Here is a 22,560-nt window from a genome sequence, read left to right on the forward strand (position 1 = left end):
CCTCCCCACACCCCACACCCCTCTTTACAAAACTTCATCGTATTTGAGGGCTGGAAAGGACGATCCTTCGGCAATAGGGGAAGGGAAAGCTGAGAAATATTAAAAAAAACTTAAAATTTTTATCTTGCTGCCCTTTATACCCTTAAAGCCTTGCTGTCTCTGATTTCCCGACAGTGAGAGGCTTTGAGCCATGTCAGGAATTGATGACCAACTCGATCGAGTTATTGTTAAGTGGCCGTTACAAAAAGACAGCAAAAAACTTAATAATATGTAACAAACAAAGTTTCGACAGCAGTGTATAAATTTAACTTGAGGGGCCAAGATAACAGACAAAAGTTAAGCTGGATACTTGTTTAACCTCCCTAGGTGATTTATGAGAGAGCCATGAAGTTTTTTCAGGTTTCTTAAAGTAAATCGCAACAATCGCGGTCAAGGCTCGTCCAGACACACCGTGAAATCCCTTAAGAGGGAAAACCTTTTAATTGCAAGCAAAGCCCATTTAAATTTAGGAGATTGTCACAATGTTTGACGCATTCACCCGGGTAGTATCCCAAGCTGATGCTCGTGGCGAATATTTAAGCTCTTCGCAACTAGACGCTCTCAGCGCCATGGTTGCCGACAGCAACAAACGGATGGACGCTGTTAACCGGATCACCAGTAACGCTTCCACCATCGTTGCCAACGCCGCTCGTAGCCTGTTCGCTGAACAGCCCCAACTGATCACCCCCGGTGGTAATGCCTACACCAGCCGTCGTATGGCCGCTTGCCTACGCGACATGGAAATCATCTTGCGTTATGTTACCTACGCTACCTTCTCTGGCGACGGCAGTGTTCTCGATGATCGTTGCTTAAATGGTCTTCGCGAAACCTATGTAGCTTTAGGAGTACCAGGAGCTTCCGTAGCTGCTGGCGTAAGCAAAATGAAAGAAGCTGCTTTGTCCATCGCTAACGATCGCAACGGTGTCACCCTCGGCGATTGCAGTGCTTTAATGTCTGAAATTGCCAGCTACTTCGACCGCGCCGCCGCTGCTGTCGCCTAGTCCCCAGGGCTAGTCTTAATTAAACCGTAGGAAACTTATTGCAAGATTATTGGGAGATACCAAACAATGAAAACCCCCCTTACCGAAGCCGTAGCAGCCGCTGATTCTCAAGGCCGTTTCTTAAGCAGCACCGAAATCCAAGTAGCTTTCGGTCGTTTTCGTCAAGCTTCTGCTAGCCTCACCGCCGCTAAAGCGTTGACCGAAAAAGCCAGTTCTTTGATCTCTGGCGCTGCTCAAGCCGTGTACAACAAGTACCCCTACACCACCCAAATGCAGGGGAATAACTTTGCGGCGGACCAACGCGGTAAAGACAAATGCGCTCGTGACATCGGTTACTACCTCCGCATGGTGACCTACTGCTTAGTTGCTGGTGGAACCGGTCCGATGGACGAGTACCTCATCGCTGGTATCGACGAAATCAACCGCACCTTCGACCTGTCTCCTAGCTGGTACATCGAAGCTCTCAAATATATCAAAGCCAACCATGGTTTAAGTGGCGACCCTGCGGTAGAAGCCAACTCCTATATCGACTACGCTATCAACGCTCTCAGCTAGTCCAATCGAAAAAACTGCTGGTCTGGAAAGACAGGAGGTTGTTAGCAAAAGGGTTAGCAATCACCTGTTCTTCCAGACCTTGTTATATCCATAACTAGCTTGAAGGCGGCCGAAAGACTGGGATTTGAACCCGACCGAGCCAGAAATCAACCGTCAAGGCGGCCAGGTAATCGAACTGATCCTCCCCTAGTTTTGAGCGGTCAGAAAATGATCATTTTTTTGTAGGAGAACTTTAGTGGCAATTACTACCTCAGCTTCTCGTTTAGGGACAACCGCTTTTAGCGAGGTTGCTCCCGTGGAATTACGTCCCGATTGGTCCCGTGATGACGCACAGGCGGTTATTCGCGCCGTCTATCGTCAGGTGCTAGGCAATGACTATATCATGCGTTCCGAGCGCCTTACCAGTGCCGAATCCTTACTCTGCAACGGTTCGATCACCGTGCGGGAATTCGTCCGCGCCGTGGCCAAATCGGAACTGTATAAGAACAAATTCTTCTACGGTAACTTCCAAACCCGCGTCATCGAACTTAATATCAAACATCTTTTAGGTCGCGCTCCCTACGATGAGTCGGAAGTGGTCTATCACCTCGATCTCTATGAAAACAAAGGATTCGAGGCCGATATCGACTCCTACATCGATTCCGCCGAATATACTGAAAACTTCGGCGATAGCATCGTTCCCTACTATCGCGGTTTTGCCACCCAACCCGGTCAGAAAACCGTGGGATTTACCCGGATGTTCCAACTCTATCGCGGTTATGCCAACAGCGATCGCTCTCAGATTGCCGGCAAAACCTCCCGTTTAGCGGTGGAATTAGCCCAAAACGGTGCTTCGGCAGTGGTCGGTCCCTCCGGTGGCAGCGATGGTTGGGCCTATCGTCCCTCTGCTCAACGCAACACCCCCAGTAAAGCTCTGGGTGGTAGTGTGGCCTATGGTGATGTGGGTAAGCTCTATCGCGTGGAAATTGCCGCTATTAGCAAACCGGGTTATCCCCGTGTCCGTCGCAGTAGCAAAGCGGTTATCGTCCCCTTTGAACAGTTAAATAACACCCTGCAACAGATCAACCGTCTCGGTGGCAAAGTTGCCAGCATCACCCCCGCTAGTTTGAACTAATTTTCTAGCTTAAGATAACTAAAAGTCTCCCGGGCAGCCGTCAGGTTCACCGGGAGACTTCTTTCTAGGGAACTGACAGAAATTGAACCTCAGCAGATCGAGCAAACCTGTAGAATGAAAATAGTTCTATCGTTTTAATGCCTGTGACTGTCACTTCGAGCGCTTTTGACTCTATCGATACTGCCTTAGCGGAAATCAAAGCCGGACGGGCTATTGTAGTAGTTGATGATGAGAATCGCGAAAATGAAGGAGATCTAATCTGTGCGGCCCAATTTGCCACCCCCGATATGATTAACTTCATGGCAGTGCAAGCTCGCGGTTTAATCTGTCTGGCAATGACGGGAGAGCGTCTTGATGCTCTCGAATTACCCTTGATGGTGACAAAAAACACCGATAGCAATCAAACCGCTTTTACTGTTAGCATCGATGCTGCTCCCCATTTAGGAGTTAAAACTGGCATTTCGGCAGAAGATCGGGCGAAAACCGTACAAGTTGCCATTAATCCGGTCACTCGTCCCGACGATCTCACCCGTCCCGGTCATGTCTTCCCGATTCGTGCTAAAGCCGGTGGAGTCTTAAAACGCGCCGGTCATACGGAGGCAGCTGTGGATCTGGCTCGATTAGCCGGGTTGTATCCAGCGGGAGTTATCTGTGAGATCCAAAATCCCGATGGTTCCATGGCCCGTTTACCGCAACTATTTGAATACGCTCGTCAACATAATTTAAAGTTAATTAGCATTGCCGATCTGATCAGTTATCGTTTAAAACACGATCGCTTTGTCCATCGGGAAACGGTGTGTGATTTTCCCAGTCAATTCGGCACGTTTCAGCTTTATGCCTACCGAAATTTATTAGATCAAACCGAACATATTGCGATTGTGAAAGGCGATCCCGCTCTCTTTGGTGATCAACCTGTAATGGTACGAATGCACTCAGAATGTCTGACCGGGGATGCTTTGGGATCCTTGCGTTGCGATTGTCGGCAACAGTTGCAAAGTGCCTTAAAAATGATTGAAAACAACGGTTTAGGGGTGGTGGTTTACCTGCGACAGGAAGGCCGGGGAATTGGCTTAATTAATAAGCTAAAAGCCTATTCTTTACAGGATATAGGGCTAGATACGGTGGAAGCCAACGAAAGGTTAGGATTTCCCGCCGATTTGCGCGATTACGGCATGGGAGCGCAAATGCTTAACGATTTGGGGGTGAGAAATATTCGTTTAATTACCAATAATCCGCGTAAAATTGCCGGATTAAAAGGCTACGGTTTGGAAATAGTCGAGCGAGTACCTTTGCTGATCGAGGCTAATGATTATAATTCCAATTATCTGGCCACAAAAGCGGAAAAGTTAGGACATCTATTCTTACAAACCTATCTAGTCACCATCGCTCTCAGTTGGGGGGAAAATCCGCCATCAATTTCGCAAAGATATCATCAATTAGAGAAATTACGGCAGTTAAGTCGCGCTAATCAATTATCTCTCCAAGAAGAAACCCGACCGGTAGCCAATGCCCTTTTTAATCGCGCCCCTTTGATCGTACATTTAGGTTTAGATATTCGTCAGGGTGTCAGCAGTAATTGGTATAAAAATCCTTCCCATCCTTACCTTTTGGTTATTGACAAGATATTAAATGACGTTAAAGATTGGTCGGAAATTGAACGCTTAGAATTTTTAATTTCCGACGGAGATGATTCGATGACGGGATTACAAATAAAACTCAATCGTCAAAAAATGTCCGATGAAGATTTCTCACAATTACCACAATTAGCTACCCAAATTATCTACAGTTTTACTCGTGATTCAGCCAAAAGTTAGTTTTCTATGACCAGAAAAGATCGTAACAGTTATAATTAAACAAAGCTAGTATAAAGGGGAAAAACTATGACAACTCTCGACATTTTACCGGAAGTTACCTGTCCCCCCACCGATTTATGGAGTGATGAACCACCCTTGGAAAGTGATTTACATCTGCAACAGATCATAATTCTTCTCAGTTGTCTAGAATTATTATGGCAAGAGAAAAACGATTACTATGCTTCTGGTAATCTGACTATCTACTATAACGAAGAACAACTGAAAAAACGTGATTTTTGTGGTCCTGATTTTTTTGTGGTTTTAGATACAGAAAAACGTCCCCGCAAAAGTTGGGTAGTTTGGGGAGAAGGGGGTAAATATCCCAATGTAATCGTGGAGATTCTTTCCGATTCTACGGCCAATATTGACCGCAATAAAAAGAAAATTCTCTATCAAAATACCTTTCGCACTCCTAATTATTTTTGGTTCGATCCTAATACCTTAGAACTGCAAGGATTTAGACTAATTGCGGGACAATATCAGGCTATTCCTGCTAATGAAAACGGCTATTTATGGAGTGAACAATTAGAACTATATTTAGGCATTTTTGACCGTAAACTGCGTTATTTTACCGTTGATGGTCAATTGGTTCCCACTCCCCAAGAAGCTGAATTAGAGCAAAGACAAGCAAAGGAACAGATTCTTTTAGAAAAGGAACAGGAACGACAAGCGAAGGAACAGGCTATCCTTGAAAAAGAACAAGCTATCTTAGAGAAGGAAAAATTAGCCCAAAAATTACGAGAATTGGGCATTGATCCCGAAACTATCTGATTGATCAATATCTCTAAGTAGTTAGGTGTTAAAGATTGTCAGTTTCCCCCCTTATTAAGGGGGGATTAAGGGGGGATCAAAGACAAAATTTATCTTCTATTTAATAGGTAATTCCTATCCTAGAAATGTTGGTAATTTAACCTTATTTTTCCTGTCTTTCTAAGGCTAATTGTACCAACTTATCGACCAATTTATCAAACTCTAAACCGGTGGCTTTCCAGAGTTGGGGATACATACTAAAGTTAGTAAACCCCGGCAGAGTATTAATTTCATTGATCAACACTTCCCCAGTATTTTCTACATAGAAAAAATCCACCCGCGACAATCCCGCAGCATCCACAGCTTTAAATGCTTCTACAGCCATTTCTCGCACTTGATTAGCAATTTTATCGGGAATATTAGCGGGAATCACCATACTCGATCGCCCGTCAGTATATTTAGTTTCGTAGTCATAAAAATCACTATCAAAAGTAATTTCTCCCACCAGAGAAGCTTGGGGATTATCATTACCTAAAACCGCACATTCGATCTCCCTTGCGGTTACTCCTGCTTCAACAATAATCCGTCGATCATAACTAGCAGCACTATCTAAAGCAGCCTCTAATTCTTGCCGGTTGCGTGCTTTACTAATACCCACCGAAGAACCTAAATTAGCCGGTTTAATAAAACAAGGATAGCCTATTTCCTCGGCGATTTGATCGCACAATTGCGGAAAAATACAGGGATTTGACCACACTTGCGAGCGGGTTATGGCCTTATACTTAACTTGGGGTAATCCAGCGGCTGCAAAAGCAGTTTTCATGGCAATTTTATCCATTCCCAAGCATGAACCCAGTACCCCACTACCCACAAAAGCAACCCGCATGAGAGTGAGTAATCCTTGCAAAGTGCCATCTTCTCCATTCGGTCCGTGGAGAATTGGAAACCAAACCTCGATTTCCCTCACTTCCGGGGGAAATTGCCAGATATTGACTTTTATATCACTCTCAATAGCTAGGGGTTGCCCAGAGGTTAAAATTTGTCTAGCAGTTGCTGCCGAATGCCAACAGCCATTTTTATCGATATAGAAGGGGATAACCGCGTATTTGTCAAGATTTTCGGGGTAATTAAAAGCTTGCAGGATCGATCGAGCCGAATTGATAGATACCTCGTGTTCTCCCGATCGACCACCAAACAACAATCCTACCTTGATCTTATCCATATTATCCTCTCTAGACCCAGCTAGATCCTAAATTAGAGTTCAACTATCATATATACTATGGGCGGAGTTGACAATAGTTGCCAATGATTTAGATGCAGCTGTTCCTCGTCAGATCGGGGTTTTAGCAAAACCTCAAGATAAATTAATTATCGACCGGGATGAAATTTGGTCGTTCTTTCCCTAAAAAAATCGATAATCACCTTGAAGCTATTCACCCCCCGAAATTGAATGATTATTTAGCTAATTTTTCCAGTTTTTTCTTATTTTTCTGAAGTTTTAAGGCTAAATTACCATGATGTTCGGGATAGTAAACGTGCAAGAATTCGATAAAATCCTCGATGGTACAAGGTTGATGAAATCCCCCTAAATTACCGTGGAATTCTTGGTGAATTTCTTCTTTAATAGTCACCAAATTCAGATCTAATGTCGCTAGATGGGGATATTTCTGGACAGAGTAAAGATGATGGACAGCGAGATTAAATTTTACATCTTTATCCGGTTTTTGCCCTGTCACCTGACAAGTGTTTTTATCTCTAGTTTTAGCTCGTTTTTTAGCCTTTTCAATCTCGATTTTTTGTTTGGTATCGTCATCTAGATGTTCCTGAATTTCTTTAAAGGCAAGAGGAAACTCCATTGCAATCGTTTTACACATTTCTTGGCGCGATTTATTCGTCAAAGTTTCACTCATGGATTTAGAAATCATCACTATTCCACTTTCAGAGAACCAAAACTCTCTTTTTTCATCTTCGTAAAAATCTACTCCTAATTCTAGAGGTTTATCAGTTCTTTGCTGAAGATGATTCACGGTTTTATTTAGCTTGGCTCCATTAGTTTCTAAAATTCGCCGTAAACTCTGTTTATGAATCATAGCCACTCCTTGATAAACTTGAATTTCGCCAGAGTCAATGAGTTCAGCAAAAATTAATTTTCGTGCCAAAGAGCGACGAATTTTTTGATCGTGCTTAGTAAAAAATTCTTTAAATTTGTAGAAAATTCCTCGCTTTTCATTCTTCTCGATATAGGAAGCAATTTTAAAAGCACCTTTAGGGGAAAAGTTACGGAGTTTCTTCTCCTTATTGACAAATTGATAATCGTCACCCTCAACTAAATCCCAATCATCATTAGGATCAGCATCAAAAAAGCTAACGATTTCATCCAATCTCTTATGAGAAATGGAAAGCCATTGAATTAGTTCAGCTTCTCTGATAGTAAAAATTTCTTTTTTGCGAGGCATAATTATTTTATCTCCGTGGTGATAGACTTATACATCACAGTCAAACGATCAAAGATGTGAGAGTTTCCTGTTTCTTGGTTATCGGGATGATAGATCTTAGAAAGACGATAATAGGCATTTTTAATGTCTTCCTTGCTGGCAGTATTTGGATCAAGATCGAAAACACGATAGGGACGAAAATATTTAAAAATATTGATACCGTTGATACAATCTTTCCCCTGTTCGTAATCTTCTTCGGGAAGAATACCGATATATTTCCTGTAGATAACCTCCCAACTTTCTCGCTGAGATAAATTGATGTTATCAAAGGCTCTAGTAGCCATTTGAAACATACTCGATTTTTTTAATTCTGTGGTATTGCTAACCTCAAAATAGGCATAAACTGCCTGTTTAAGTTGCGTTAGAGTTAAAGGTTTAACTTTTGGGCCTGTGGTGGTGGTGGCTGTAGTTTTTGATTTAGTTAACGATGGTTTAGGAGACTTTTTACGGTGGTTTTTGATGACAAAATCGGCAAAATCTTCGAGAATACGACTTTCGATCGAGTATTGCTCACAGATATGACTAATCTGCTCTAAAATGAGCGAGTTAAGAGGATTAGTGGTCATAATTTCCCTAAGAAGCTGCAAAAAATATAGCCTTTCCTATCAAGATGAGGTGTAGGCTAATTTGGTATGAACGACCGACGACTGACTCCCGAAAACTTCCTATCCTAAATTAATGACACTGCTGTGTCCACTTTGTCCAGTGGTTAATCATAAAAAAATTGCTGGGATATTATAGATTTAAGTCGATAATTGCAATGAAAACTCAAATCTGATCACTGATAACTGGTCACTGATAACTGGTCACTGATTAGGTACTAAAGTATTTAGCGGTGGGGTGATAGGTGATAATGGCGGTGGTGGATTGTTCTGGGTACAATTGTTCGCTTTCGTCCATATACATCCCAATGCGATCGCATCCTAACAGATTTAATTGCTTGTATTGGTCCTGAATATTGGGACAAGCGGGATAGCCGAAACTATAGCGAGAACCCTGGTAACGCTGTTGCAGTATATCGCGGATATTATCGGGATCGAACTCTGCGAAACCTAACTCGCGACGGATGCGGGTATGGGTCCATTCGGCCATGGCTTCGGCGGTTTGCACAGCCATACCGTGATAATAGAGGTATTCGGTATATTCGTTGGCATCAAAGAGAGATTTAGCGTATTCTGTGGCGATTTCCCCCACTGTCACCGCTTGCATCGGGAAAACGTCGATGATACCGGATTCCTGCGGGGCGAAAAAGTCAGCAATACAGAGACGACGACCAGATTTCTGGCGCGGAAACTCAAAAATGGCGATCGGTTGCAGATTTTCGGGTTTTTCGCCTGCTTGTATCGATTCGGGATCGTAAATTAACAGGGAATTACCGGACGACTGACAGGGAAAATAACCATAAATTAATGTAGGGTTGAGTAAATTTTCCTTGACAATTTTCTCTTTCCATGCTGCTAGAATTGGATGAACTTTTTCCTGTAAAAACTGGTCGTATTCTTGCTTCGATTGGCTTTTGGGTTTGCGGAATTGCCATTGACCGACAAATAAAGCTTGTAGATCTAAATACCAGAAAACCTCCTCGATGGGAATTTCTGCTGCTGTTAATATTTTAGTACCCCAGAAGGGCGGTGTTGGTCGGGGAATATCAACTGCCACCGCTTCGGACCGACGGGTATCAATAACTAATTCTTGGTTGATGCTGCCATCGGTAAAAATAGTATCGGGATTAACCTTTAATTCTTCGGCAACAACCAGGGTTTTTTCTGCCTCGGCAAACTTCCCTAAAAAGCCTTGACTATCATCCCATTGACCGCCAGCTTTAGCGGGCATTAATTTATCCATAAAATGCAGGTCAGAGAAGGCATCTTTACCATAGATAACCTGTCCCTTGTAGGTTTTTTGACAGTCATCATGGACAAATTTGGGAGTTAAAGCTGCCCCGCCAAGGATAACGGGAACGGTGATTCCTTTTTCGTTAAAAACCTCTAGATTTTCCTTCATAAAAGCCGTCGATTTCACCAATAAACCGCTCATGGCGATACAATCGGCCTTATGTTCTTGGTAGGCTTCGATGATATTTTCTACAGGTTGTTTAATGCCCAAATTAATCACCCTATAGCCGTTATTGGTCAAGATAATATCAACTAAGTTTTTACCAATATCGTGAACATCCCCTTTAACTGTTGCGATAATAAAAGTCCCTTTGGCATTATTATCCCCCTCTTTTTTCTCCATAAAGGGTTCTAAAAAAGCAACGGCCGCTTTCATAGTTTGGGCCGATTGGAGAACAAAAGGTAACTGCATTTGTCCCGAACCAAATAACTCACCCACCACCTTCATCCCATCCAGGAGAAAGATATTAATAATATCTAGGGGTGGATAGTCCTGTAAAGCTTGCTTTAAAGCCTCTTCCAGTCCCAATCTTTCCCCATCAATAATATGCTGTTTTAAGCGTTCCTCCACGGGTAAATTAGCATTAGTAGAGGGGTCTTTTTTAGTAGTTTTACCCGCAAATAATTCGGTTAATTTGGTCAGGGGATCATAGACACATATATCGCCCTCAAAACGACGATTATCATAGATTAAATCCCGACAAATTTGCTGATATTCTGGTTCAATTTTTGCCAAAGGAAGAATCTTATTGGCGCTGACAATTGCGCCATCCATCCCCACCTGCATCGCTTCGTGAAGGAAGACGGAATTTAATACCTGACGCGCTGCTGGATTCAACCCAAAAGAGATATTAGACACACCTAAAAGAATGTGACATTCGGGCAGTTCTTGGCGAATTCGACGCATTGCTTCGATAGTAGCCTTGCCATTTTCTCGGTCTTCTTCGATACCAGTAGAAATCGGTAAAGCTAGAGGATCAAAAAAGATTTCGTAGGGGGGAATTCCGTATTCTATCGCCCCATAATAGGCCCGTTTAGCTATCTGGAATTTTTTCTCGGCAGTGCGTCCCATTCCTTCTTCATCAATGGTTCCAATTACTACCCCCGCGCCGTATTTTTTCGCTAAATCCAAGACTTGATAAAAACGCGGTTCCCCGTCTTCGTAGTTAGTAGAGTTGAGGATACATTTACCCCCCGCTACTTTTAACCCCGCTTCCATTTTTTCCCATTCGGTGGAATCTAACATTAAAGGTAGGGTGACATTATTAACTAAACGAGAGGCTAATTGGTGCATATCGCGCACCCCATCCCGGCCCACATAATCGACGTTGACATCGAGAATATGCGCTCCTTCTTTTACCTGCGCTTTCGCCATCGATACTAAACTATCCCAGTCTTCAGCATTGAGCAGTTCCCGACATTTTTTAGAACCACTGGCGTTTAATTTTTCCCCGACAATCAGAAAAGAATTATCTTGAATATAGGGTTGGGTACTGTAGATAGAAGCGGCGGAGGGTTCATAATGATAATGACGAGATTTCGGAGTTAAACCCTGACTTAGTTCCGCTAAAGCTTGAATATGGTCGGGACGAGTACCACAACAACCGCCGATAATTTGTACTCCCAAATCTTCAATAAAGTGCATTAAAGCCATTTTTAATTCTAGGGGAGTGAGGCGATAATGCGCTTGACCGCCGACATTTTCCGGTAAACCAGCATTAGGAATACAAGAAACAATAAAAGGGGAATTTTCCGAGAGATATTTAATATGGGGTTTCATTAAATCGGGACCAGTGGCGCAGTTAAGTCCCAAAATATCAATTTTATAGGGTTGTAAAATAGAGACAACGGCGTTAATTTCCGTTCCTACTAACATCGTTCCCATGGTTTCCATCGTCACCGAAACCATCAGGGGCAATCGTTGACCTTTTTTCTGAAATACTTCTTCAATAGCATTTAAAGCCGCTTTAATTTGCAGGACATCCTGACAGGTTTCTACTAATAATAAATCTGCCCCGCCATCATACAGACCCTCTACCTGTTCCACATAGGCATTTTTGAGCGTATCAAAGTCAATATGACCCAAAGTGGGCAGTTTTGTCCCCGGCCCCATGGAACCCGCCACAAAACGGGGTTTTTCGGGAGTAGAGTATTTATTAGCGCAAGCTTTGGCCAGTTCGGCGGCACTTTTGTTGAGATAATAGGCTTGATCGGCTAAATCGTACTCGGCTAAAACTATCGAGGTTCCCCCGAAGGTGTCGGTTTCAATCACATCCGCACCCACGGCTAAAAAGGCTTCGTGGACTTTCGCTACGGCGCTAGGTTTCGTATGGACAAGATACTCGTTACAACCTTCGTATTCTGCCCCACCAAAGTCCTCAGCCGTCAGATTTTGGCTTTGTAGGGAAGTTCCCATCGCTCCATCAAAGACGAGGACGGGATGCTTGGGACCGTTGAGATAGTCAAGAAAGGGGCTATTCATAGAGAGATTGACTACTATAGTGTTTTGAAAGTTTATGCTTCATCGATCATCTAGGCTATCACAGAAGCCGTGTACTTAGTTTTTGACTGGTATTGTTCGACTTTTTCGGTTAGGGTAAAAGATGCAGCAAATTGGAATCAGCGACGATGGGAAAGATTAATTTATTGGTCACTGCCACCTCTAAGGATTGGATAGAACAGGCAATTAATAATTTAGAGATTATTCTACTCGATCATTCCCATTGTGAGCGAAAAGCGGCAGGAGTAGCCTTAAATCTCATGTTTCGTTATCCTTCCTACGCTTCCCTGGTGCGGAAATTGACAGCGATCGCACAAGAGGAATTAGAACATTTTGAACAGGTCAATCAATGGTTAGATAAATGGGGAATTCCCCTCGCTCCCTTAAATTCTCCCCCTTATGGTGCTAAATTAAAGGCGCAGATTCGCCACCAAGAACCCGATCGCCTTTTGGACTCTCTGTTAATATCAGCTTTAATTGAGGCGCGTTCCCACGAAAGATTGGGTTTATTGGGAGAATATTGTCCCGATCCTCAATTAGCTCAATTTTATCGCGGTTTAATGGCTTCCGAAGCCCGTCATTATGGTATTTATTGGCTATTAGCAGCGGATTATTTTGAACGGACAGTGATCGAGCAACGTTTAGAAACCCTAGCGGCGATCGAAAGTGAGATTTTAGCCAATCTGCACCCGGAACCTCGTATTCATAGTTGATTGCACTAATAGGGACAAACCCTATCTAAATTACTCGTTCAACTCAATTTCTCTCTTAGAAAAGGGTAAATCTTGATTGATTGCCTCGATTTCTTCCTGTTCCATTTGATTAATTTCTTGGATATAATTGCGGAGAATTTGAGTCATTTTGCCATGATAAAAACGGTGTAAACTATGATTAGCAGTAGCGGGAAACCCCCGTCTTTTTTTATGTTGTCCTCCCGCACCGGGGTCAAACATGGTAATATTTTGACTAATTGCCCAATCGATCGGTTGATAGTAACAAGCTTCAAAATGTAAACAGTCATATTCTTGAAAACTGCCCCAGTAACGACCATAAAGATTAGTATCTTTGCGAATACAAAAAGATAAACCCACCGGTTTGGTATCCTTTTCATTCTGGTAGGCAGTAATCAAAACCACTCGCTGACGATAATTCGGATATAATTGTTCAAAAAATTTCTGTGTCAGATATTTACTTCCCCAGTAAAATTTATCACAGGTACTGCTATAAAACCGATAAATTAACGGGAATAAATGATGGGGAATTTCTTCGGCAGCTAGAGTTTTAATAATTAACCCCGCATTAGTAACCGCTTTCCGTTCCCGTTTAATGTTGCGGCGTTGATTAGCATTAAAAACCGTCAGATAATCTTCAAAACTTTGGAAACCTTTGTTATTCCAGATATAACTATGGTGCAACCAGGGAGTAAAGCCAAAATTTTCCATTAAAATTCGCCATTGGGGATCCACAAAAAGAAAATGACAACCCGACAGATTATTTTGATCGCAAAAATGATCAATCGCCGCTATCATTAAAGCAGTAATCTCCAGTTCATTTTCCCCCGGAGCAATTAAAAAACGATAACCCACCGCCGGAGTAAAAGGGGTCATTCCTAACAGTTTCGGATAGTATCTAATCCCCAAACGATGGGAAAGATCCGCCCATTGGTGGTCAAAGACAAATTCACCGTAACTATGACTTTTAATATACAAAGGAGCGGCGGCAATTAACTCAGTACCGCGCCAAACGGTTAGATGAGCAGGTTGCCACCCCGTGCGTCCCGTGGCACTGCCAGAAGTTTCGATATTATGTAACCATTGCCACTCTAGAAAGGGAGTAGTTAGGGGTTGAGCGAGAGCATCCCATTTTTGTTGGGGAATCTCACTCATTTTATCAATCCAAGCGACAGAATATTGAGGTTTAAGCTGTTCTACCATGGGACAAGATAAGTCAACCTTTTTATTTAAGGTAATCTAGTTTTGAGATTTGTGGGAATCTCGTTCAAGGGAATAATGTAGGAAAATTTCTGCTTCCACGGTTTCCACGCTCAAAAGTTGTAATTTTCTGGCAGAATCAGCCAGAAATCCAGTTCCTCCTAGGGGAGTTGCCGCTTTATTGCCTCCTAACAGCAACGGACAAATGGTTAGATAGATTTCATCGATTAAATCTTCAGCTAAAAGAGAGGCAATTAATTCACCTCCTCCCAGAATCGCCAGTTTTTTGATACCTAGGGCGGTAAATTGACTAAAAATAGCCTTCCAATCACCGCAGACTAAGACAAGCTCAAATAAACCCCGATTTTCCCATGCCGCCACTTTTTCCGCTGCCGTGATTAACCAGCGTGGGAAAGGCTGCTGAAAAAATTTCATCCGGGGATCAAGCTGGCCTGAATGAGAACAAACGATCTGTATCGGCTGCGGAGATAATCCCCGTTGTTGACGGTATGCGAGAAAATCGCCATGACGGATAGGAAGACTGGTGTGATAAGCACGCAGGGTGTTAGCACCGAATAAAGCGGCATCCATGCGCGATAAATGTTGTTCTAGACGCATTTTATCGGTAGCAGAGGCAAATCTGGCCGCTGACTGGTAAGCGTCGGCAATTTTACCATCGGCACTCATGGCTAAAATAACGGTGGTGTGAGGATGATTCATGGCAAATGATGAGGGATATCACCGGGTCAGATTGGTGAATACGCTAGTATAGTCTGGAGTTTGATAGCAAGAATCAAACCGATTTCTGCCTATGTCTATCGGTCAATCCTCCTTTCGTCGTATTCTGCTCTCTCGCTTACTCCTAGTCAGTGTACCTGTACTACTGATGGGAGTTTATGTCACCTATCGTAAGGCGCGATCGGCTTTTTTGGAAACGGCCCGTCAAAATCTCACCGAAAGTGCCATCAGAAAAGCAGATAATATTGAGCAATCAATTCAACTTTTGCGGGCCAATCTAATCACTGCGGGGGAAAGTCTGGTTTTAAAACAGGGAACCTTAGCCGAAAAAGAAACTTTTTTACAAGAATTCACGGCGCAGCTTCCTAATCAGATTAACTGTCTAGAATTAATTGATATTAAAACCAAGAAAACTTTATTAAATCGAGCCTGTGAACCAGAAACTATCAAGGTTTTGCCTCTAGAAAGATGGACAAAAAAACAGACTAGCTTTGCTGGAAACATCGAAAATATTTTAGTGAGAGGTTTACCTCGACAACTTTTAACCAAATCTCCGAATAATAATCGTCAATTAGAATTAGTTTTTGCTGTTCCCATCTACGATAATCAAGGACAATTACAATCTAGTCTGATTCTGCAAACTTCTCTACTTTACCGGGAGAAGGTTTTACCCGGTTCTTTATCCGGTTATCCCGTGGTTATTTCTGAAAATGGCATTATTCTTGCTCATCCCTATTTTGATCGCATTGGTAGCCATATCAGTCAAGAAGCTGATGCGGAACGTCTCAATCTGATCATCGATAATGCTGTCAGAGGTCAGCAGAGATTTCTCCATTTATTTTCTTTCGAGAAATATGGCAAAGAATTAGTCGCTGGTTACAGTTCCCTCCCCAGTCCAGTTACGGGAGAATCATCCCAAAAATGGATAGTTTTAGCCATTAGTTCCCTCTCCCAATCTCTCGCTCCTCTACAACAAATTTGGGAGGCAATTTTTTATCTGATTTCTGGTTTATTATTAGCTTATTTAGTAGCTATTGTACTTATTGCTAGGGATTTAGCTATACCTTTAGAAAAACTGCGAGATTATGCCTTAAATATTCAGAAAATTCCTTCCCAAAAGATTACACCACAAAATTTTAATATTCGAGAAATTAATCAGTTAGCCTCGTCCCTAGAGGAAATGCTCGAAAGGTTACGTCTTTGGGGAGAGGAAATAGTTAAGAGTCGGCAAGAAGCGGAAAATGCTAATCAATTAAAAAACCAATTTTTGGCCAATACTTCCCACGAATTACGCACCCCTCTTAATGGTATTATTGGCTCAATTCGTTGCGTTATGGATGGATTTTGTAACAGTGAGCAGGAGGAAAAAGAATATCTGCAACAAGCGGATAAGGCAGCCGTACATCTGTTGGAAATTATTGATGATATTCTCAGTATTGCTAAAATAGAAGCGGGCAAACTTTCTGTTAATCCTGAACCAGTAGATTTACATCAGATTATCAATGAAGTTATTAATTTACAAACAGCTTCGCTGGAACGTAAGCACTTAAAATTCAATCGAATTTTGTGTCCAGAAAATCTGATAGTCTATGCTGATCCCACTAAATTAAAACAGGTAATTTTAAATGTTATTTCTAACTCAATTAAATTTACTGATACAGGCAAAATTTCTTTGATAACTCACTTAGAATATCCACAGGCTATTATTACTATAATCGATACAGGAATCGGTATAGACCCCCAGCAACAATCAAAATTATTCCGTCCTTTTGTGATGATTGATGGTTCCACAACGAGAAAATTTAGCGGTACGGGTTTAGGATTAGCTATTTCTAAGAATTTGATGAAAATGATGGGGGGAGATATTACTATCTCTAGTCAAGGTCAAGGTTTAGGAACAACTGTGGAAATTATTCTTCCTCTGGTGGGGGAAAGAAAGCTTGATTTTACCCCAGAGGAAAACTCATCTTTGCCGATTCTTCCCTCTCCCTCTCTTAAAAACTAAAATATCTCTATTTAACTACTGTAATTTCTGGGCAACTTAGTTTATAGTTCCTCTAAACTTTCTACAGGTAAATTAACCACCTGATAAGCACCAAAAACCTTGATCGCATCGGTATAATTTGTTAATTCTTCTAAAGTTTCTGCGATTAAATGCTGTTGATCCAGATTAATTTCTAGATCAATAAAAAATATGTATTCCCCTAAAGATCGTTTAGTTGGTCGCGATTCAATCCGAGATAAATTAAGCTGACGTTTGGCAAAAACTTCTAAAGGTTTGACTAAAGCACCGGGTTGATCTAAAACTTGAAAAGCGAGGGACATTCGCTCCCCTTGGGGATGGGAAGTTAAAGCCATTACCCAAAAACGGGTACAATTATCGGGATAATCATTAATTGGTTTTATTAATATTGGTACATGATAGAGTTTTGCTGCCCGGGGGGAAGCAATAGCGGCCGAATTAGCCTCTCGATCGAGAATTTGAATCGCTTCTGTGGTAGAATTGGTAGGAATAATTGGCACAGTAGGTAAATTATTTTCTAGCCATTTTTGACATTGAGCTAAAGCTTGGGGATGGGAGTAAACGGTGGTAATTTCTGTTAGCGATTGTCGAGGAGATAGAAGTGCATGGGAAATCGGTAAAACTAATTCTTGTTGAATCTGTAACCCAGGTAATTGCCATAAAGCATCAAGAGTCATTACCACACTTCCTTCGGTGGAATTTTCCACCGGGACCACTGCTAAATCGGCCTGATTTTGGACAACAGATCGCAGGGCCAGGGCAATGCTAGGATAGGGTATTAATTGATGAGGCTGGGGTGGTAAACTGTTAGCATAGGCTAAAGCGGCTGTTTCTGAATAGGTTCCCACTGGCCCCAGATAAGCGATCTTTACAGTCATTGAAATTATCCCCGCAAGCAATTTTTTCTAGCTATTACAGCCTTTCTCATAAATATCAAGTATAACCTAATTCAACCACAGTTTTCAGTTGATAATTGGGTAAAGTAGCCATATAGTAGGGAACCTTTTTAGCTAACTCTAGGGTACAGGTAATTTTTTTAACTTTGCTTTTACCGCCCAAAAATTTACAATCATAACTAGCATTGTGAAAAACCTTTTCTATCCAGTCAACCAACAGGATTTTAGTGATAAAATAGTCAGTAAGGTCCGGTTGATCGAGAACATCCAAAATTGTCACCCGCTCCCCGGTTAAGTCCGTGGAATTAGCCAGAATTTGAATCAGAGACAAACGGGGAGTCTTGCTATTTTAATCGGCCACTTCCGTATCTAGCCAAAGAATGGGAAAATGACAAAAGTGATCGATCGCATTCCTAATAGCGTCGGATTCCGTTAAATAAGACATGGTTGCAGAGGCTGAAAAATGTATCAAAAAATCTTGATAGCAGTAGATTTATCAGAGATGGGAGACAGTGTTTTTAAGGAGGCTGTATCCTTAGCTAGTAAGTACGAAGCTAACCTTCTACTACTGCACGTCCTTTCCCCTGAAGAAGATTATAGCCCTTTACCGATTCCACCCAACTTAGCCGATATTTACCCCGCCCAGGGCAATGATCTGACTCTCGATTTTTGGCGGCAACAATGGGAAGAATTCGAGCAGAAAGGGGTGGCTATGTTGCAAAAAAGAGCTAATCAAGCGGGAGAAATGGGTGTAAAGGGAGAATACCGGCAAATTTACGGTCATGCAGCCAAAACTATCTGTAAAGTGGCGCAAGAGGAAAATATTGATTTAATTGTCATCGGTCGGCGTGGGCGATCGGGCCTAGGAGAGTTATTCTTAGGTAGTGTGAGTAATTATGTTCTCCATCATGCCCCCTGTTCCGTCTTAATTGTTCAACATCCTCAGGACTAAAAATTCCTGTTAGCGATTCCCCCCTAAAATCCCCAAACGATTAAAAGGAAAAAAGCGAAAAACCGCCCTACCAATCACGTTATTTTCCGGTAAAAACCCCCAGATATGGGAGTCATTGCTATTATTGCGATTATCTCCCATGACAAATAAGTTATTTTCCGGCACGAGCAAAGGCATTAAATTATATTGAGGCGGTTCGAGAATATAATCCTCTGCCAAGGGTTGATTATTCAGATAAATTTTGCCCTCCTTGACAGCAATCACATCCCCTGCGGTGGCAATCACTCTTTTAATAAAAGCTTGATCCTTTTGATATCCCTGTAATTGTAATTGTGCCGGCGGTTCAAAGACGACGATGTCCCCCCGTCGAGGAGGATGGAAATCGTAGGAAAGTTTTTCCACCACTAAGCGATCGCCCTGTTCTAAAGTGGGTAACATAGAATCCGAGGGGATAAAACGAGGTTCAGCCACAAAAGTGCGAATCAGTAGGGCTAAAACTAAAGCTATAGTGATAATTTGCAGATTTTCTCGAATAGAAGCCCAAAAACTCTTGGATTTGTCCTTATTAATTTCTTGCTCTTGCATTATTGCCCAGATGATGGTTGGTTTAACTTAGCTTTCGCTTGCTGCCAGAAAACTGTTAATTCCTCTAGTGTATAGTCATGGAGAGGCTTTTCTGCCACAGATTCCACTAGGGAAAAACGTTGAATAAAACGCAGATTAGTCTCTTGTAAAGCGATACTGGGGTCTAAATCATACCAGCGAGCAAGATTGACAATAGTAAAGAGTAAATCGCCTAATTCGGCCTGTTGATGCTCTTTATCGTCCGATTCTAGGGACTCTTGCCATTCTGCCAACTCTTCGCCAAATTTTTCCCAGACTCCCGCGATATTTTCCCACTCAAAACCGACTCGCGCTGCTTGCCGAGAAATTTTCATCGCCCCGACCAAGGGTGGTAAAGTTTGGGCATAACGGGTTAATTTGCCGCTAATAGTCGGGTCATTTTTTTCCTCAGCTTTGATTTTCTCCCAATTTTGACGCACCTGTTCGGGATTTTCTAGGGATAGCTCTCCGAAAACGTGGGGATGACGACGAATTAATTTATCAGTGATGCCTCTAGCCACTTCTTCTAGGCTAAAATTACCCTCATCGCTGGCAATTTGGGCTTGTAAAACCACCTGTAGCAGTAAATCGCCTAATTCCTCGGCAATGGCAGTTTTATCACCACTTTTAATCGCTGCTACCACCTCATAAGCTTCTTCGATAACGTAGGGAATCAGGGTTTCCGGGGTTTGCGCTAAATCCCAAGGACAGCCGCTTTCTGGATCTCGTAAACGGGCAACAACGCTGATTAAATGGTTTAATGCCTCTAAGATGGCCTTGTAACTGGGATTGTCGGTTTCTGGAAGGCTAGACATCGATTTTTTCCGGTTTTCTCGCCCATTATACCAGTTAGTTATCAGTTATCAGTGATCAGATTTGAGTTTTCAGTTAACTGATTACTGTTTAAGTAGTCTTGCAAAATAAATTTCCTAGTGAAGATAGGCAAGAGGCACTCATGCAAAAGGCAAAAGCTTTATCGAAATGTGTAACTAATTTTGCTTAGGTACTTATCGATCACAGCAAAAAAGCTCTCATCTCCCTATCTTCTAATATTCAGTTATAGCCTTTCTCATAATAGATGAAGTTTAACCTAATTTGATTGAAGACCGACTCCCCAAAACGAAAACTTTGTACCTCACCATTTAGATAACTGCTTTAGCTCAATAACGATGAAAAAACCCGGGGAAACCGGGTTGCATTAGCTTGGAGTGTGTATAATCAACCGATAAGGCAGTTGAAAACTTAAATAAATCTAAATAGAAAAAAGGGAAGCAATTCCGCTGTAAGAAAATCAGATTTAATGAATCATCCCGCAAGTTAGGGGACAAGAAGCATAAACAGCTTGATGAGAGGTTTTTACCTCACCGTGTAACCAGTGCAGCCAGCTAACTTCATGGGGATGAACACCTTTTGCTGCTAACAAAGCGGCACTAATTAGGATAGCCAAAATGTTAATACCAATAATCATTCCCGCCACTAAAAGCACGGAACTAACCGGTAAAACTGACTGTAAGATAATCGCAGACAATGCCCCCACTGTCATCATCAATACTACTAAAGGAAATCCCACTACTAATAAACAGACAGTGAGGACGAAACTCCAGAGAAGAAAGCTTTTTAGCATTGCTAAAGAAACGTGTCCCCAGTTATTTCTTGCGGTTAATTGCATCTTCCTGACCTCTTACAAACTTGGTGGTCTAACTTTTCTGCACGTCGGCTCAAAGTTGATGAAGACCAGTATAGGAAAAACACCGAAGAAAATGAGCTATTCGCAATATAAATTTACAATCATCGCCGATCATCTATGTTATGTGTATCGAACTATTACAAAAATCGGACAGAGGTGTCGAAAACTTTACAATCGGTTTTCCTTGATCCCCAATCCAGTTTCCTACTGAAATCCTTGATCCCCGTCGATAATCCTTTCTTGTCTCCCTGTCCTCAGATTTTTCCGCGTCTCCTTGTAACAAATATTTACAATTACTTCTAGAATTCTCAGAAAATAGGTGGACGACAGTAACCAGTAATCAGTCACCAGTAATCAGTAAACTGAAAACTCGCATTTGTCACAGAATTGACATCTGGCTGTTATAGTCCTGACAAATCAGAGTTATATGCTAGAGTTAATCCAGCAAAGGAATAAATTATTTCCCCTAGCCCAGCTTTCCTCAAGCTTCCCACACAGGGTCTAGGGGAAGTTTATTTTTCTGCCCATGAGGAAAACCGCTACCCGGCCCGAAAAGAAAATTTTTCTAGAACTTGACAAGCCTTGACAGCAGGGAAGACAGTCAGGCAGACTGATCTAAACAGGTTTTTGGAGCGAAAATATAGTTTCTTGCCCTTCTGTCTCCCTAAACACGGTCTTAGCTCTGATGACGAGCATAATCATCCTGAAAACGCACTATATCATCCTCTCCTAAATATTCCCCATTCTGCACTTCAATTAATACCAATTTGATTACCCCGGGATTTTCCAGACGGTGAGCGGTACACTGCGGCACATAGGTGGACTGATTAGCACCGAGAATTTCCTCGTTATCTCCACAGGTGACTTTTGCCGTCCCCGAAACGACAATCCAGTGTTCACTGCGATGGTAGTGCATCTGTAAACTGAGACGATGACCCGGATTCACTTCAATCCGCTTGATTTTATAACCAGGACCCTCCTCTAGGGTGGTGAAGGAACCCCAGGGCCTAAATTCCGTTGCTGCCGATTCTACGCTCGAAATAAGCTGAAATGGTGCCACATCTTGGGCTGCGATCATTATATTATGTCTCCATTGCTAGGTCTGATCTTAGTCCAAGATAGCAGCAAAAACCCTAGATGGCATCTAAATCAGTGATCAGTAAACAGTAAACTGAAAACTCACATCTAATCACTGATCACTGATTCACTCTTCGTCGCTGTTGAGAATACGGGGAACCCGGAAATAATCCCCTTCTGGAGCCGGCGATTCCTGCACTAAGACCTCGTGATTGGGATAAAGTCTATTACTATCAGCGCGAGTGATATTTTGAATTTCGATCGCTCGCGTGGTGGGGAGCACATTTTCCGTGTCTAATTCGCTTAACTGCTCGAAATAATCCAGTATCCCGCTTAATTGCCCCGCAAATTGTTCTTCTTCAGCGGTGGTGATTTCTAAACGGGCTAAATGGGCGATTTTTTCAACTGTTGCTCGATCGATCATGGGAGAAATGGGGTGTGGGGTGTGGGG

At 42.3% G+C, this 22,560-nt stretch carries 21 protein-coding genes; 8 read left to right on the forward strand and 13 right to left on the reverse strand.

All coding sequences use genetic code 11. The annotated features are described in order from the left end of the window. Positions 1–521 precede the first annotated feature (521 nt). The 5 genes from IQ234_RS11755 to IQ234_RS11775 all read left to right on the forward strand — a co-directional run bounded on the left by IQ234_RS11755 (position 522) and on the right by IQ234_RS11775 (position 5,333). On the forward strand, positions 522–1,040 hold the full coding sequence (locus IQ234_RS11755; protein WP_193957224.1) for a phycocyanin subunit beta: 519 nt from the start codon (positions 522–524) through the stop codon (positions 1,038–1,040). A 66-nt stretch (positions 1,041–1,106) separates the two neighbouring features. After that, on the forward strand, positions 1,107–1,595 hold the full coding sequence (gene cpcA, locus IQ234_RS11760) for a phycocyanin subunit alpha (protein WP_002780314.1): 489 nt from the start codon (positions 1,107–1,109) through the stop codon (positions 1,593–1,595). Positions 1,596–1,830: 235 nt separating this feature from the next. Next, entirely contained in the window at positions 1,831–2,709 is an 879-nt protein-coding gene (locus IQ234_RS11765) for a phycobilisome linker polypeptide (RefSeq protein WP_002771745.1), read from the forward strand. 137 nt (positions 2,710–2,846) lie between these two features. Next, positions 2,847–4,523, forward strand: coding sequence for a bifunctional 3,4-dihydroxy-2-butanone-4-phosphate synthase/GTP cyclohydrolase II (ribBA, locus tag IQ234_RS11770; protein ID WP_193957225.1), 1,677 nt, complete (start codon positions 2,847–2,849; stop codon positions 4,521–4,523). A gap of 66 nt (positions 4,524–4,589) precedes the next feature. Further along, positions 4,590–5,333: a Uma2 family endonuclease gene (locus IQ234_RS11775; protein WP_193957226.1), complete on the forward strand. Its 744-nt coding sequence runs from the start codon at positions 4,590–4,592 to the stop codon at positions 5,331–5,333. A gap of 142 nt (positions 5,334–5,475) precedes the next feature. Here IQ234_RS11775 and IQ234_RS11780 read toward each other — a convergent pair whose 3' ends face one another. The 4 genes from IQ234_RS11780 to metH all read right to left on the reverse strand — a co-directional run bounded on the left by IQ234_RS11780 (position 5,476) and on the right by metH (position 12,184). Beyond that, positions 5,476–6,534, reverse strand: coding sequence for a D-alanine--D-alanine ligase family protein (locus IQ234_RS11780; protein ID WP_193957227.1), 1,059 nt, complete (start codon positions 6,532–6,534; stop codon positions 5,476–5,478). Between the two features lie 232 nt (positions 6,535–6,766). Continuing rightward, positions 6,767–7,768: a hypothetical protein gene (locus tag IQ234_RS11785; RefSeq protein ID WP_193957228.1), complete on the reverse strand. Its 1,002-nt coding sequence runs from the start codon at positions 7,766–7,768 to the stop codon at positions 6,767–6,769. A 2-nt stretch (positions 7,769–7,770) separates the two neighbouring features. After that, the gene (locus IQ234_RS21810; protein WP_193957229.1) at positions 7,771–8,373 is read right to left on the reverse strand and encodes a J domain-containing protein; all 603 of its coding nucleotides are present in this window, start codon (positions 8,371–8,373) and stop codon (positions 7,771–7,773) included. 247 nt (positions 8,374–8,620) lie between these two features. Further along, positions 8,621–12,184 carry a methionine synthase gene (gene metH, locus IQ234_RS11795; RefSeq protein ID WP_193957230.1) on the reverse strand — a complete coding sequence of 1,188 codons (3,564 nt, stop codon included), beginning with the start codon at positions 12,182–12,184 and terminating at the stop codon, positions 8,621–8,623. 146 nt (positions 12,185–12,330) lie between these two features. Here metH and IQ234_RS11800 point away from each other — a divergent pair, with 146 nt between their 5' ends. Beyond that, entirely contained in the window at positions 12,331–12,915 is a 585-nt protein-coding gene (locus tag IQ234_RS11800) for a tRNA-(ms[2]io[6]A)-hydroxylase (protein WP_110578491.1), read from the forward strand. Positions 12,916–12,945: 30 nt separating this feature from the next. On the opposite strand, the gene IQ234_RS11805 is transcribed toward IQ234_RS11800, so the two are convergent. Both IQ234_RS11805 and IQ234_RS11810 read right to left on the reverse strand, forming a co-directional pair. Beyond that, entirely contained in the window at positions 12,946–14,136 is a 1,191-nt protein-coding gene (locus IQ234_RS11805) for a GNAT family N-acetyltransferase (RefSeq protein WP_193957231.1), read from the reverse strand. Between the two features lie 36 nt (positions 14,137–14,172). After that, the gene (locus tag IQ234_RS11810; protein WP_193957232.1) at positions 14,173–14,853 is read right to left on the reverse strand and encodes a RibD family protein; all 681 of its coding nucleotides are present in this window, start codon (positions 14,851–14,853) and stop codon (positions 14,173–14,175) included. Positions 14,854–14,944: 91 nt separating this feature from the next. Here IQ234_RS11810 and IQ234_RS11815 point away from each other — a divergent pair, with 91 nt between their 5' ends. Then, positions 14,945–16,876 carry an ATP-binding protein gene (locus IQ234_RS11815; protein WP_193957233.1) on the forward strand — a complete coding sequence of 644 codons (1,932 nt, stop codon included), beginning with the start codon at positions 14,945–14,947 and terminating at the stop codon, positions 16,874–16,876. A 41-nt stretch (positions 16,877–16,917) separates the two neighbouring features. Here the strand turns inward: IQ234_RS11815 and pheA are convergent, their stop codons facing one another. Then, positions 16,918–17,772: a prephenate dehydratase gene (gene pheA, locus IQ234_RS11820; RefSeq protein ID WP_193957234.1), complete on the reverse strand. Its 855-nt coding sequence runs from the start codon at positions 17,770–17,772 to the stop codon at positions 16,918–16,920. A 55-nt stretch (positions 17,773–17,827) separates the two neighbouring features. Further along, complete coding sequence (locus tag IQ234_RS11825; protein WP_228008488.1) at positions 17,828–18,121, reverse strand: hypothetical protein; 294 nt, start codon at positions 18,119–18,121, stop codon at positions 17,828–17,830. Between the two features lie 132 nt (positions 18,122–18,253). Here IQ234_RS11825 and IQ234_RS11830 point away from each other — a divergent pair, with 132 nt between their 5' ends. Next, positions 18,254–18,742 (forward strand): universal stress protein, encoded by a 489-nt coding sequence (locus IQ234_RS11830; protein WP_193957235.1) that lies wholly within the window; start codon positions 18,254–18,256, stop codon positions 18,740–18,742. Positions 18,743–18,751: 9 nt separating this feature from the next. Here the strand turns inward: IQ234_RS11830 and lepB are convergent, their stop codons facing one another. From lepB to gatC, 5 genes are all read right to left on the reverse strand, one after another. Further along, entirely contained in the window at positions 18,752–19,327 is a 576-nt protein-coding gene (gene lepB, locus IQ234_RS11835) for a signal peptidase I (protein ID WP_193957236.1), read from the reverse strand. Further along, positions 19,327–20,160: a nucleoside triphosphate pyrophosphohydrolase gene (gene mazG, locus IQ234_RS11840; protein ID WP_193957237.1), complete on the reverse strand. Its 834-nt coding sequence runs from the start codon at positions 20,158–20,160 to the stop codon at positions 19,327–19,329. The genes lepB and mazG overlap by 1 nt, the downstream gene beginning before the upstream one ends. 482 nt (positions 20,161–20,642) lie before the next feature. Then, positions 20,643–21,014: a hypothetical protein gene (locus tag IQ234_RS11845; RefSeq protein WP_002739421.1), complete on the reverse strand. Its 372-nt coding sequence runs from the start codon at positions 21,012–21,014 to the stop codon at positions 20,643–20,645. A 694-nt stretch (positions 21,015–21,708) separates the two neighbouring features. Then, entirely contained in the window at positions 21,709–22,110 is a 402-nt protein-coding gene (locus IQ234_RS11850) for a phosphomannose isomerase type II C-terminal cupin domain (RefSeq protein ID WP_002738428.1), read from the reverse strand. A 126-nt stretch (positions 22,111–22,236) separates the two neighbouring features. After that, entirely contained in the window at positions 22,237–22,533 is a 297-nt protein-coding gene (gene gatC, locus IQ234_RS11855; protein WP_193957238.1) for an Asp-tRNA(Asn)/Glu-tRNA(Gln) amidotransferase subunit GatC, read from the reverse strand. Positions 22,534–22,560: the final 27 nt, after the last annotated feature.

The sequence above is a fragment of the Microcystis aeruginosa LEGE 91341 genome (assembly GCF_015206885.1).
Taxonomy (GTDB): Bacteria; Cyanobacteriota; Cyanobacteriia; order Cyanobacteriales; family Microcystaceae; genus Microcystis; species Microcystis aeruginosa_H.